Genomic DNA, 13471 nt, shown 5'->3' on the forward strand with positions numbered 1-13471 from the left:
TATTAAACCTCGGTTCCAAATAAACTGTTATCGATAAAATCGCATAGTGCATGAATAACTACAAGGTGGACTTCCTGAATTCGTGCGGTTGAATTTGATGGAACACGAACCTCAATATCATTAGGTCCCATCAGACCAGCCATTTCACCGCCATCTTTGCCGGTTAGGGCAACAATCAGCATATCTTTACTGAGAGCAGTTTCCATGGCATTAATCACATTTCGGGAGTTGCCACTAGTTGAAATTGCCAGCAATACGTCGCCAGGTTGTCCCAGTGCTCTCAATTGTTTCGCGAACACATCGTTGTAACTGTAATCGTTAGAAATGGATGTCAGCGTACCCGTATCAGTTGTTAAGGCAATAGCCGGTAGGCTAGGGCGCTCTCGTTCAAAGCGGTTGAGCATTTCTGAAGAGAAGTGCTGTGCATCACCGGCGGATCCACCATTACCGCAACTCAGAATTTTATGCCCATTAAGTAAGCTGTTAACCATAATTTGGCCAGCTTTTTCGATCGACTCGGGGAGAGCATCAGCTGCAGCAATTTTAGTTTGAATACTTTCTGTAAAAATATCACGAATTCGTTCTATCATAATCTACCTGGTCGAGTAACTGATACAATACTTACCAGGCAGAGGCCTGAAAAGCATTCTGATGCCATTCTATCATTGGCTCATTTGATGCCAATGTTACGGAAACCACATCAAAACGACAATCACGTTGCTGCATTTTTTTATTTGACTGCAAATACAACTGAGCTGTTTTGATGATTTTTTGTTGCTTGCGAAAATCAACGGTTTCAGCACCGCTACCGAAGCTGGTATTGGCGCGAAATCGAACCTCAACAAATACTAAAGTCAAACCATCCAGCATAATCAGGTCAATCTCACCGTAACGGGAACTAAAGTTCCTCTCGATTAACTTGATTCCCTGTTTTTGGAGATGATTTTCAGCGAAGAGTTCAACCCTATCACCACGCTGTCGAGTACTCATTTATCGTACTATTCCTTGATGACCAATTTATTAAAGTTAGTATCGCTAAGGATTAACTGGTCTCCACTGTCCATTCTGGTATTTAGCCCAGGCCAGCTTGCGAACAATTCTTCCATAAAAATCTAATGTAAGCTCACCTGAAAGACCTTCAACAGAGTAATCGGATAATGCGGATAATTGGCCAATTTCAGGTATTAGCAGGAATGAGTCATAGCCCAATGCAAAAAAACGTCCAAGGCTACCGCCAGCTGTTGGGAACATTTTTGTGATTTTTTGCTTATTGGAAGCCTGTTCCTCAGTTTGCGGTATCATCCAGGGGGCGTCGACAAAATAAATGCCATTGAGATCATTTTCCCGTCTATTACTACCATTATAAAGGTTTGAAGTGGCGTAAACAGGCAGGTTGTAAGCATAATAGTAGTTCAAGTATGGCTTGATAATGCGAGCTTTCTCCGGCTCTGCAATCATAAAGATGAAATCAGCAGTAGTAGAAATTTGTGCTGAAGACTCAATAGGAAGATTGAGAAGGTTTTGCAGTTCTCGTTTTCGTTTTTCGGCCTGATCAGCTCCAAGCATCTGCATCACAGCAACTTTAGGATCCGGAGTTCGAGATAAGTCGGCACTTCTTACTACGGTACCGCCGTGGCGCTGGAATACGTCGTTAAATGTTTCGACTGCTCGACTGCCAACAGTTTTATCGGCATTGATAACAAAGGCACGGGTTTGTCCCTTATCAATAGCAAAGCGGGCGATCTGTTCTGCTTCATCTTCAATTGGCAGTCCAAACTGGAACATTCCTGTTGGAGCATAGGTATTGTCCAGTCGATTTAAAACTAAAGTTGGAATGGGTAGTTTTTGATATTGGGCAATATCGTTGGCTTTATTCTTCAATAAAGGGCCAATCACAAACTCGACACCGTCAGCTAAAGCTTGCTGATAAAGAAGTTCCACTGGGTCACTGGCTGTGTCATAAACAACCACCTCAGGCTTCTCGCTACCCATCATCTGGGTGTCATAAAAGGAGGTCATGAAGCCATCAAGAATCACATTACCGACTGTAGACAGGCGACCGCTAGTTGGAAGAAACAGTCCTATTTTTGTTGGAGCGCCAATATCAACGACAACACTTTCTCTTTGGACTTTAATATCAATATAGTAAAGAGCCGGATGGTTGGGGTAGAGGATATTCCATTCCTGCATGGCCTCAGAAAGAGCTGCTGGATTATTAGTAAATTGCTGCTGAATGATTGCCATGTCTAACCAGCCGAGCTCATCATGCTGATCAGCTCGGTTACGAGTGATTTCCAGAGCCCCGGTTGGCGAAGTCATCAACTCAATCCAGACTTTACGCTCCTGTTCTTCGCGTAGGTCAGGGTCAGTAAATAAATGCATGACTTCTATGCGTGTCATTGCCGCATCAGCATGACGTTGGTTGGCGGCCAGGCTATCCGCAAGTAATCTGTAATAATGTGATTGCCACTCAAGACTAAACTGTTCAGGGTTACGCACTGTTTGCAGAGCGCGAATAGAATCAAATGGTTGATCCTGAGTCAAAGCCACTTCACCAACCAGCAAATACCAGTCTTTGCGTAACTCGAGAGGCAATTGAGTTGGATAAAAGCTATTTAACACATCGTAGGCTTCAGCATATTGCTCCCTCTGCACATAGGCTTTTGCTGCTTGAAGCAGAAAAGGGGCTCTATCGGCTTCTTCGGCTGCTTCTGCCTGCTGCAAATAAAATTCCGCAGGCTGCATGTCATAGTCTGCAACAGCTGGCGAGTCAGACTTACGAGAAGAGGTGGTTGTACAAGACGTTACCATCAATACGCTGAAAAAGGCCGTGAATACTAATATGAGGTTCTTATGCATACGCTTTTTTGTCATAATTCCATACTCATCAAATAATTATCGGTATTTTAGGCGCTTAGGCGCAGCAAGGCAAAAAAGCTATGGCAGAATTCGCACAAAGTGATACAGCATCGGCACAATTAGGCATTTTATATGTGGTGGCCACACCGATTGGCAATATTGAAGACATATCTGCGCGTGCGATTCGTCTACTTAAAGAAGTTGATCTGATTTTTGCTGAAGATACACGACACAGTCAAAGGCTCATGCAGCATTACGCCATAGATACTCAGATGATGTCGCTCCATGAGCATAATGAGGTAGCTAGAATTGAACAAATTGCAGGGTTTTTGCAGCAAGGAAAGCATATAGCCTTGATCTCTGATGCCGGTACTCCCCTGATATCAGACCCCGGCTTTAAGCTCGTACGAGAAATAAGAAAACAAGGGTTTCGCATCAGTCCTGTCCCTGGGGCCAGCGCAATCATTACAGCCTTGAGTGTTGCAGGTCTGGCGACTGATAGTTTTAGTTTCTGGGGTTTTTTACCAGCGAAATCATCCGGACGAAAACAAGTTTTCAGTGATGTGTCTCAAAATAGGGAAACACTGGTATTTTATGAGTCATCTCATAGAATCTTAGACTGTCTGAAAGATTTAAGCGAAATCATGGGGAGTAGGGAGTTAGTAATTGCTCGCGAACTGACCAAAACCTTTGAAACTATTCTAACCGGTACGGCTTCTAGTTTAGCCAAACGTCTGGAACAAGATCTAGATCAGCAAAAAGGAGAGTTTGTCCTGATGGTTTCTGGATCTGACGATAAACCGACAGAAATGGATTCCAATACTCAGACCCTAATGGCTGCTTTACTCGATGAGTTACCTCCAAATAAGGCTGCTAAAATTGTTGCTAAGGTGTCAGGATTAAAGAAAAAGGTCCTATATCAATGGGCCTTAGAGCAGAAAGAAAAATAAAATTAGTGTCACTTTTCTCTCTTAACTAGAGTCTTAGTAGGTAACGAAAAGTTCTATAAATTGGAACTTAATGAGTATTAACCGAACTGGAGTTGTTTATGAAATTAATTAAATCAGCAGTTGCTATTTTACTAACGCTTCCGATGATGGCGCTTGCCGGTGAGGTTAAAGTCAGCTGGGGTGATTTTGATGACTTTATTGATGTCCGGCCAGCAAGTGAAACGAAATCAGCTTTTTATAAGCGAGTGAAAACAAGTCTTGAGAAGTCTTTTACCGAGCTTGGTGAAAAACTGCCCGATGGTGCGGTATTCGAGTTCAGGGTTACCGATCTCGATCTGGCAGGCGATGTTCGTTATGGCGGTATTCGCGAATATCGACTGGTGGAGCGAATTTACTTTCCAAAAATGAAGTTTGACTATCAGTTGATTGATGGAGAAGGGAAGATTTTAAAAGAAGGCTCTGAGTCATTGAAAGACATGAACTTTCTTGACCGTATCAGAACTCCTGCACAGTATCGTAATGATGGTTTTTATTACGAGAAATACATGTTTGAGCAGTGGTTTGATGAGAATATCGTGAGTCAATTTAAATAAGAGTTGTTAAATCAGTGTTTAGAGGCAGGCCATTGAGCCTGCCTTTTTTATTTTTGCTTGCTTTTTCACCAGTGAAGACTAAACTTGCCCACAAGCTGGCCAGACAGTCGCTGCCCACCATTTGGTGGGGAGAGGAAAGTCCGGACTTCACAGAGCAGGGTGCCAGGTAACGCCTGGGCGGCGCAAGCCGACGGCAAGTGCAACAGAAAGTATACCGCCGATGGAATCGAGAGATTCACAGGTAAGGTTGAAATGGTGCGGTAAGAGCGCACCGCACTGCTGGTAACAGTATGTGGCGAGGTAAACCCCACCCGAAGCAAGACCAAATAGGGTTCCGTATGGCGTGGCTCGCGTTGGAACCGGGTAGGTTGCTTGAGCCATGGAGTGATCCATGGCCTAGACGAATGACTGTCCTTGACAGAATCCGGCTTACCGGCCAGCTTAATTTTCTAATATTATTCGGAATTCTAAATATCTATAATAGTCATTCGAACGAAATGACTGTCCAAGACGTACTTTCTACAAGAGAAGCGGCTTACGGGCCAGATTATTTTTACTTCCTAACCAATTATCAGAATCAAAAGTTCCAGTCATTCGTCAATGACTGTCCAAGACAAACTTTTCACAAAAGAAGCGGCTTACCGGACAGCTTATAGCTTATTGCATTAATCCAATTGTATGCCGATTTACGGTCTTCAAGGGTTATACTAACTCTATGAACTCTTCTGACTTCTATATTTTGCTGGCCGATTTAATCCTTATCATTCATGCACTCTTCGTGGTGTTTGTGGTGACCGGATTAATAATGATTTTAATTGGTGGCGTTTTAAGGTGGTCTTGGGTTCGTAACCCCTGGTTTCGGTTGTTGCACTTAATTGCGATTGGTTTTGTTGTCATTCAAACGTGGCTTGGTGCTATCTGTCCGTTGACTATCTGGGAAAACGCATTACGAAAAAATGCTGGAGAAGCGGGCTATCAGGGCTCTTTCATTTCATATTGGCTGGAAACAATTCTCTATTACCAGTTCCCGCAATGGGTATTTGCTGTAGTTTACAGCTTATTTGGACTTTTGGTGCTGGCCAGCTGGTTTTGGGTTAGGCCAAGACCTTTCAAAAGTGCGGTTTAATCAGAGCAAACCCATTTTCTGCCTCAAAATGGCTCCAAATGTAAAATCTTAACTTCTAACTTAAAGTAAATTCTAACTTCCCTATCTAATTTTCTGAAAAATAAGCAGTTTATTTTTGGTTGTTTGTTAGTGCTGACTAACTTCGCTAAGTGTTTGTCAAATAAGGACATTTTTCACATTTTCCATGCAAATTTGCCTTGCAAAATCAATGCAAACTTCATATAGTGTAGAGAAGTGGAGAAAAGTGTCGCAAAGTGGATCGTAGGGGATCAGTGAAGATCAACGACCAATTTGCATAAAACAGCTGAAAACCGGGTAGCATTTCCGGTTTTGGCATAACGAGTCAAAAGTGGGGTTTACATAGAGCCATGTTCCGTGGAGCAACTGCAATCAATATGGACGCGAAAGGTCGTATCGCCATTCCGGCGAAGTACCGCTCGCGTTTTGAAGATGTTTGCTCCAATCAAATTGTGGTGACTATTGACCTGTTTGACCCGTGTTTACTACTTTTCCCGCTTCCCCACTGGGAACAACTCGAAGCAAAACTCGACACTTTTTCTAACACAGACCCTAACCAACGCCGTATTAAACGTATGTTACTCGGTCATGCATCAGAGCATGAAATCGATGGTAATGGACGTATTCTACTGCCTCCTGTCCTGCGTGAATACGCACAATTGGAAAAACAATTACTTCTAGCCGGCCAAGGCAAAACGTTCCAGATCTGGAATGAAGAGAATTGGCACAAGAAGATTGAACAGGATGTTGAAGCGTTGGCTGAGGGGCCATTGGATCCAGAAAGTTTACCTGAACTGGCGTTCTAGTTATGAGCACCGAACAAGAACACGATTCAGTCCTGCTAAATGAGGCAGTGGAGGCTTTAGTGATCGACCCGAACGGTATTTATATAGATTGCACCTTTGGTCGTGGCGGACACAGCCGCGCCATTTTGTCACATCTATCACAAGAGGGGCGATTAGTTGGATTTGATAAAGATTTACAGGCCATTGCGGTGGGCGAACAACTGCAACAGGAAGATCATCGGTTCAGTATCGTACATGAGAGCTTTTCTCTTTTAGAACAAGAGGTTAGCAAGCGTGGGTGGGTTGGTGAAGTAACGGGTGTATTAATGGATTTAGGCGTTTCGTCGCCACAGCTTGATCAGGCCGAGCGTGGATTTAGCTTCATGCAGGATGGGCCATTGGATATGCGCATGGATACCACACGTGGGCAGACAGCTGCGCAATGGGTTGCCAATACCGATGAAGAAGACATGGTCTGGACCTTTAAAACATACGGTGAAGAGCGTTATGCCAAACGTATCGCTCGCGCCATCGTAGAAAAAAGAGCAAAAACGCCAATTACCCGCACTAAAGAATTGGCGGACATTATTTCAGAAGCGCACCCCCGTTGGGAAAAACATAAACATCCGGCGACGCGTTGTTTTCAGGCCATTCGAATCGCGGTCAATCGTGAGCTGGATGACCTTAGAGATACTTTGGAGCAGGCGCTTAACATACTTAAGGTAGGCGGGCGGCTGGTAGCGATTAGCTTCCACTCGTTGGAAGACCGTATCGTTAAACAATTTATTCAGAGGCAGGAAAAAGGACAGGACTTTCCACCTGGTTTGCCGATTACGGAAGACATGATTAATCGTCGTATGAAGAAGGTTGGAAAGTTTACCAAAGCTGGCGAAAGCGAGCTGGAACGAAATGTACGAGCTCGAAGCGCAGTAATGAGAGTTGCGGAGAAATTGGCATGAGCCCGGCCAAACTAAAAGAAAAGGTTAGAGAAACGACGAGTTTGTGGCCTTTTTACAGTTTGCTGGCAACCGTGCTTCGTCGCTTTGGAGTCATTTTTTTAGGAGTACTAGTGGTAGTTTCAGGAATTGTTATTGCGCATCAGACTCATCAGATGCGTCAGGCGACAATTGCTCTAAAGCAACTAGAAGATGAACAAACAGCACTTGATCTTCAATGGCAGAAGTTAAGCCTTGAGCAAAGTGCACTATCGGAACACAGCAGGGTCGAGTCGCTAGCTGAAAAACGTTTACAAATGAAACAGTTAGACTCAAGAAATGAAGTTTTGATTACGCCCTCGGTTAGAGGTAAATAATGAAGAAAGTACAGAACCGTAAATTGAAAACAGTACCGCTTTGTACATGGCGTTATTACGTCATGATTGCGGTATTGTTGTGCGGTTTTGGTGCTCTAGTGACACGCGCAGCCTATCTTCAAGTGGTTAATGCAGAAGAGTTAGCAGAGGCAGGTGAGTCACGCTCGGTACGTGTTAAAGGTATATCAAGTCATCGTGGTCTGATCCTGGATCGTAATGGTGTTGAGCTGGCTCGCTCAGTTCCCACCGAGTCAGTCTGGCTTGACCCTAAAACATTATTAGCAAACGAAGGCGTGCTGCAAAGTAAAGAATGGAAAGCCTTTGCTGCGGCATTAAAGCGTAATGAAAATCAATTAAATCAATGGGTTAAAGATAGAGCAGATAAACGATTTGTTTGGCTCGAACGGCATGTTGATCCAAATGTCGGGCTGTATATTAAACGACTGGATATTCCCGGAGTTGAATTTAAAACCGAGTATCGTCGGTATTATCCAAGCGCTGAATTGACTGCCCATCTTGTGGGCTTTACTGGTATTGATGATAAGGGTTTGGAAGGGGTTGAGAGAGCTTTTGACAGCTTCCTTACCGGCCAGCCTGGAAGTAAGCAGGTAGTGGTAGATTTATACCGTCGGGTTGTCGAAGAGCGTGGGGTTCTGGCGCAGGCTGAGCAGGGTAATGATCTGCAGCTAAGTATCGACTCTCGTATTCAGGCAACTGCCTATAAAGAATTAAAAAAGGCTGTTTTACAAAACGGTGCCAAAGGTGGCTCAGTTGTGGTGGTTGATGTGGATACCGGCGAAGTTCTGGCTATGGCAAGCCAGCCATCATTCAATCCAAATCGTTCAGACAGCAGACTTCCTGAGTTTACACGTAACCGTTCCATAACCGATTTATTCGAGCCTGGATCCACCGTAAAACCACTAACAGTAGTCAGTGGCCTTTCAAGCGGTAAATTTTCGACAAACTCTAAGGTGGATACTTCACCAGGGCGTATGAAGCTGGGCTATGCCTGGGTTCGAGATCCTCGTAATTATGGGGTCTTGGATCTAGATGGCATCATCAAGAAATCAAGCAATATGGGTGTGTCCAAGATAGCTCTAGAACTTTCTGATGAAGAATTCTTAAGTACCTACTATAAAGTCGGTTTTGGCATGGAAACTGGATTGGGTATTCAGGGTGAAGCGGATGGAATTCTGGCACCGAGAGCTAACTGGTCAGAACATGAAAAGGCTTCCATGTCTTACGGTTACGGATTTATGGTTAGCCCCATTCAGTTGGCCCAGGCCTATGCCATTCTTGGTGCTGGTGGTGTGCGCAATCAATTGACGCTTATCAAGCGAACCGATGGTCAGGAATATCCGCAGGAGCAGGTCATCCAGCCGGAAATCGCACGTGCAGTTGTGAAAATGATGGAAGAGGTAGTTTCAGAAGGTGGCACCGGTACTCAGGCTAAGGTCGAGGGCTATCGGGTCGCTGGTAAAACAGGTACTTCTAGAAAAGCTGTGCGCGGTGGATATGGGGATGAATATGTAACAGTATTCGCCGGACTTGTACCAGCCAGCGATCCCAAATTTGCCATTGTGGTCATGGTCGATGAGCCAGCAGGAGATAGCTACTATGGCGGTACGGTATCTGCTCCGGTGTTTTCGAAAGTGGCAGATAAGGCACTGCATTTGCTGAATATCGCGCCAGACAATAAGTCGCAAAAAAATGCAATCGCTACAGCAACCAATGTGGTGGGAGGTCAGCATGACTAAACCACTGCAACAGTCAGTTGCATTAAAAAAGATCATCAAGCCGATAGTCAGCGAACAACTATGGAAAGACTATCCGCAATTAGCGGGCATTGAAGTGAACGGATTACAATTGGACAGTCGTCAAATAAAAACTGGCGAAATGTTTATAGCTTATCCTGGGCATGCCACTGATGGCCGTGAATATATCCAACAAGCCGTTGATACTGGAGCTTCGGTGGTTCTTTTCGAACAGGATAGAAGTGAAACGATTTTAAAAACCTTGCTCAATGACAACCAGCAAGTGGCAGCCTCCGCCAAGACTCTCTCCGGGGTATATAACTATAAGGAGGCTGTTTTAATTCCTGTTAAAAACTTAAGTCAAAATGTCAGTCTGATTGCCGCCCGTTTTTACGGCAACCCGACTAAGAAAATGTCGGTGATTGGTGTTACTGGAACCAATGGGAAAACCAGTTGCGCTTATCTACTGGCTCAGGCACTTGAGTTTTTACAATATCCAACATTAATGCTAAGTACTGTAGGTAATGGTAATCCAACGGAGCTGAAGGCTACTGAAAACACAACGCCTGACGCGATAGCGATTCAGCGTTTAGCTGCTGAATATCTACAGCATAAAAATTACCACATGACGATGGAAGTATCGTCGCATGGATTGGTGCAGTCCAGAGTGGCGGCGGTTGCCTATAAGGTCGCGATATTTACCAATTTATCGCAGGATCATTTGGATTATCACGGTGACATGGAGTCGTACTTCCAGGCTAAAAGACAATTATTTATCAGTGAAAACCTGCAAGTCGCTGTGATTAATGCTGACGATGAATATGGACGTCGCTTATTAGCAGATGATCAGATTGTTTGCCGAAAAATTGCTTATAGCTGTAAAGAAAAAGATGACAGTTTGAATATCAGTGACTGGGTTGTCGCTCAAAATCAAATGTTCAATATGAAAGGCATTCAAGCTGAGCTACATACGCCATGGGGCACAAGTAAATTACGCTCTGGGTTATTAGGTCATTTCAATTTATCAAACTTATTGGCGGTCGCGTCTGCTTTGGGATTCCTGTTTGGAGATATTAATAAATGGATAGTTGCACTCAATGCTGCCAAGGCTGTGCCAGGTCGTATGCAAAGCTTTACCAAAGCAGGTAAGGCAACAGTTGTGGTCGACTATGCCCATACACCTGATGCTTTAGATAAAACATTAAGTAGTTTGCGTGAGCATTGCGATGGTGACTTATGGTGTGTATTTGGTTGTGGCGGTGATCGCGATAATACAAAAAGACCTCTGATGGGTAGCGTAGCCGAACAGAAAGCAAGCCATGTGATTATTACTGACGATAATCCTAGAACAGAAAATGCTGATGCTATTGTCGACATGATTCGTCAAGGCATGAGTAACAAGGATGCTGAGTATATTCAAAAAAGAAAGGATGCGATTAAGTTTGCATTAACTCACAGCGCAGCAAATGACATGATACTGGTTGCTGGAAAGGGTCATGAAGATTATCAGCAAATAGGGACTAAAAAAGTCCATTACTCGGATTTGGAAACAGTAGCAGACTTAATGGAGGAAATCGCATGATCCCATTAAGTCTAAAAACCTTAGCACAAGTAACAGATGGCAAACTTCAGGGTGCGGACAAAACAATTGAAACTATCGTAACCGACAGTCGAGTGGATTGTCGTGGTGCACTTTTTGTGGCATTGAAAGGTGAAAACTTTGATGGCCATAAATTTCTAGATAAAGCGAAAGCAGAAGGAGCTATTGCATTATTGGTCGACCATGAGGTGGAAAGTGATTTGCCGCAGGTAATTGTTGCCGATACTGCAAAAGCATTGGGTGCTATTGCCGGTTATGTGCGCGACGAGGTTAACCCCTTTGTGATTGGTATCACTGGCAGCGCGGGTAAAACGACGGTTAAGGAAATGGTTGCCAGTATTTTGCGTCAAAAAGGAAATCTACTAGCAACTCAGGGCAACTTCAATAATCACATTGGTGTGCCATTAACTCTTTTACGATTAAAAGCTACTGATCAATTCGCAGTGATAGAAATGGGTGCCAACCATGTTGGTGAAATTGCTTACTGTGCTTCAATCGCAAAGCCAGATGTTAGCGTCATTAATAATGTTGAGGCGGCTCATATTGAAGGATTTGGCTCGATTGAAGGTGTTGCAAAGGCTAAATCTGAAATTTATGAAGGTTTAACTGAAAAAGGTACGGCAGTAATTAATCTTGATAGTGCATTTGCTGATGAGTGGGTTGAACGATTCGATTCATTACACAAAGTAACAGTATCACGCCATAAAGATGCCAACTTTGTTGCTGATAATTGTCAGTTACAACCTAACGGCAATGTGCTTTTTGATATGCAACATACACAAGATGGCAGTAGCCAGACAATCAGCGTGCAGCTTCCTGTTCCCGGTATGCACAATGTATCCAATGCGTTAGTTGCTGCTGCATTGGCATCAGTTGCGGGTGCGGACATGGAAATGATTAAAAACGGTCTTGAAACCATGGTTTCCGTAAAGGGTCGTCTTAATCAGTTCAAAGCAGCGAATGGTGCGCTGATTATTGATGATACTTATAACGCCAGCGTTCCAGCAGTAAAAGCAGCGATTGATTACTTATCAACACTAAGCGGAACCAAAGTACTAGTTCTTGGGGATATGGCTGAGCTGGGCGAAGAAAGCGAGCGTTATCATCGTGAGGTAGGCGAATACGCAAAAGATAGAAAAATTGATCGCTTACTGGTTTGCGGCAAATGGGTAAAACATAGTGCTGATGTATTTGGCGAGCAGGCACATTGGTTTGAAACAAAAGATCTACTTGTTTCTTACCTGAATAGCATTATTCAGTCAGATTATAAAATATTAGTAAAAGGCTCACGTAGCGCCCGAATGGAACAGGTGGTCGATGCATTGGTAGCAACCGCCGCGGATGAGCACAATTCGAATTTGGGGGGGAATCAATAATGCTGACCTGGTTAGCAGATTATTTATCGCAGTATTACTCAGGTTTTAACCTGTTCCAATACTTAACATTTCGCTCGATTGTCAGCGTTATTACAGCGTTGGGAATTTCATTGTTAGTTGGTCCATCAATGATCCGACGTTTAAGTAAGTACCAAATTGGGCAAACCGTTCGCGATGATGGCCCGCAAACACATCTGGCAAAAGCGGGAACACCGACCATGGGTGGTGCCTTAATCATATTCGCCATTGTTTTCAGCTCACTGATGTGGGGTGAATTGAGCAACCGTTATTTATGGGTGGCTTTGATTGCTTTAGTCGGCTTTGGACTGATTGGCCTGGCAGACGATTACATCAAGTTGGTTCGGAAAGATCCTAAAGGGCTTGTCGCACGTTGGAAATATTTCTGGCAGTCGGTGTTAGGTGCTGGCATTGCACTTTATCTGTTCTACACAGCATCACCCACCGAAACTCAACTGTTAGTGCCGTTCTTGAAAGACGTTATGCCACAGCTGGGCATTCTGTTCATCTTCATGGCGTACTTTGTAATTGTCGGAACGAGTAATGCAGTGAACTTAACAGATGGCCTAGATGGATTGGCAATACTACCAACGGTTCTGGTAGCCGGTGGTCTTGGCATCTTTGCCTATGTGACAGGCAACCAGGTTTTTTCAGAATATCTTGCGATTCCTTATGTGAAAGGCGTTGGTGAACTGGTGATTTTCTGTGCAGCTATTATTGGCGCTGGCTTAGGATTCCTTTGGTTCAACACCTATCCAGCACAGGTGTTCATGGGAGATGTGGGTGCGCTTGGTTTGGGTGCAGCGCTTGGAGCTGTGGCTGTGATGGTCAGACAGGAGCTGGTGCTGTTCATCATGGGTGGGGTCTTCGTGATTGAAACCTTATCAGTGATACTGCAGGTCGGCTCATACAAGCTGACCGGTAAACGAATATTTAGAATGGCTCCGTTACATCACCACTATGAATTAAAAGGCTGGCCAGAGCCTCGCGTGATTGTGCGCTTCTGGATTATTTCATTGATTTTAGTATTGATTGGTTTGGCGACGTTGAAAATACGCTAAACGGGACACAAGAGAATGA

13 protein-coding genes and 1 other RNA gene are annotated in these 13471 nt (G+C 44.1%); 11 read left to right on the forward strand and 3 right to left on the reverse strand.

What is annotated here, in order from left to right:
- Nucleotides 1-2: 2 nt before the first annotated feature.
- Genes CW740_RS03060 through CW740_RS03070 form a run of 3 tightly spaced genes read right to left on the reverse strand, consistent with a single transcriptional unit; the run spans nt 3 to nt 2874 of the window.
- The gene (locus tag CW740_RS03060; protein WP_106646148.1) at nt 3-590 is read right to left on the reverse strand and encodes a phosphoheptose isomerase; all 588 of its coding nucleotides are present in this window, start codon (nt 588-590) and stop codon (nt 3-5) included.
- A 31-nt stretch (nt 591-621) separates the two neighbouring features.
- Nucleotides 622-990, reverse strand: coding sequence for a YraN family protein (locus tag CW740_RS03065; protein ID WP_106646149.1), 369 nt, complete (start codon nt 988-990; stop codon nt 622-624).
- 45 nt (nt 991-1035) lie between these two features.
- A complete protein-coding gene (locus CW740_RS03070) occupies nt 1036-2874 on the reverse strand; it encodes a penicillin-binding protein activator (protein WP_106646150.1) in 1839 nt (612 codons plus the stop codon).
- A gap of 65 nt (nt 2875-2939) precedes the next feature.
- On the opposite strand from CW740_RS03070, the gene rsmI reads away from it, so the two are divergent.
- The 11 genes from rsmI (at nt 2940) to mraY (ending at nt 13452) form a co-directional block, all read left to right on the forward strand.
- Entirely contained in the window at nt 2940-3809 is an 870-nt protein-coding gene (gene rsmI / locus CW740_RS03075) for a 16S rRNA (cytidine(1402)-2'-O)-methyltransferase (protein WP_106646151.1), read from the forward strand.
- Between the two features lie 98 nt (nt 3810-3907).
- On the forward strand, nt 3908-4402 hold the full coding sequence (locus tag CW740_RS03080) for a DUF3016 domain-containing protein (protein WP_106646152.1): 495 nt from the start codon (nt 3908-3910) through the stop codon (nt 4400-4402).
- Nucleotides 4403-4493: 91 nt separating this feature from the next.
- Nucleotides 4494-4850: RNase P RNA component class A (rnpB, locus tag CW740_RS03085), an RNA gene on the forward strand.
- Nucleotides 4851-5117: 267 nt separating this feature from the next.
- Entirely contained in the window at nt 5118-5528 is a 411-nt protein-coding gene (locus tag CW740_RS03090) for a DUF2784 domain-containing protein (protein WP_106646153.1), read from the forward strand.
- Nucleotides 5529-5896: 368 nt separating this feature from the next.
- Nucleotides 5897-6352 carry a division/cell wall cluster transcriptional repressor MraZ gene (gene mraZ / locus CW740_RS03095; RefSeq protein WP_018625348.1) on the forward strand — a complete coding sequence of 152 codons (456 nt, stop codon included), beginning with the start codon at nt 5897-5899 and terminating at the stop codon, nt 6350-6352.
- A gap of 2 nt (nt 6353-6354) precedes the next feature.
- Entirely contained in the window at nt 6355-7290 is a 936-nt protein-coding gene (gene rsmH / locus CW740_RS03100) for a 16S rRNA (cytosine(1402)-N(4))-methyltransferase RsmH (protein WP_106646154.1), read from the forward strand.
- The gene (ftsL, locus tag CW740_RS03105) at nt 7287-7643 is read left to right on the forward strand and encodes a cell division protein FtsL (RefSeq protein WP_106646155.1); all 357 of its coding nucleotides are present in this window, start codon (nt 7287-7289) and stop codon (nt 7641-7643) included. The genes rsmH and ftsL overlap by 4 nt, the downstream gene beginning before the upstream one ends.
- The gene (locus tag CW740_RS03110; RefSeq protein ID WP_106646156.1) at nt 7643-9400 is read left to right on the forward strand and encodes a peptidoglycan D,D-transpeptidase FtsI family protein; all 1758 of its coding nucleotides are present in this window, start codon (nt 7643-7645) and stop codon (nt 9398-9400) included. Before ftsL ends, CW740_RS03110 begins: the two co-directional genes overlap by 1 nt.
- A complete protein-coding gene (locus CW740_RS03115) occupies nt 9393-10979 on the forward strand; it encodes a UDP-N-acetylmuramoyl-L-alanyl-D-glutamate--2,6-diaminopimelate ligase (RefSeq protein WP_106646157.1) in 1587 nt (528 codons plus the stop codon). The genes CW740_RS03110 and CW740_RS03115 overlap by 8 nt, the downstream gene beginning before the upstream one ends.
- On the forward strand, nt 10976-12373 hold the full coding sequence (locus CW740_RS03120) for a UDP-N-acetylmuramoyl-tripeptide--D-alanyl-D-alanine ligase (RefSeq protein ID WP_106646158.1): 1398 nt from the start codon (nt 10976-10978) through the stop codon (nt 12371-12373). Before CW740_RS03115 ends, CW740_RS03120 begins: the two co-directional genes overlap by 4 nt.
- The gene (gene mraY, locus CW740_RS03125; protein ID WP_106646159.1) at nt 12373-13452 is read left to right on the forward strand and encodes a phospho-N-acetylmuramoyl-pentapeptide-transferase; all 1080 of its coding nucleotides are present in this window, start codon (nt 12373-12375) and stop codon (nt 13450-13452) included. The genes CW740_RS03120 and mraY overlap by 1 nt, the downstream gene beginning before the upstream one ends.
- The last annotated feature ends 19 nt before the right edge of the window (nt 13453-13471 follow it).

The sequence above is a fragment of the Kangiella profundi genome (assembly GCF_002838765.1).
GTDB classification, from domain to species: Bacteria; Pseudomonadota; Gammaproteobacteria; order Enterobacterales; family Kangiellaceae; genus Kangiella; species Kangiella profundi.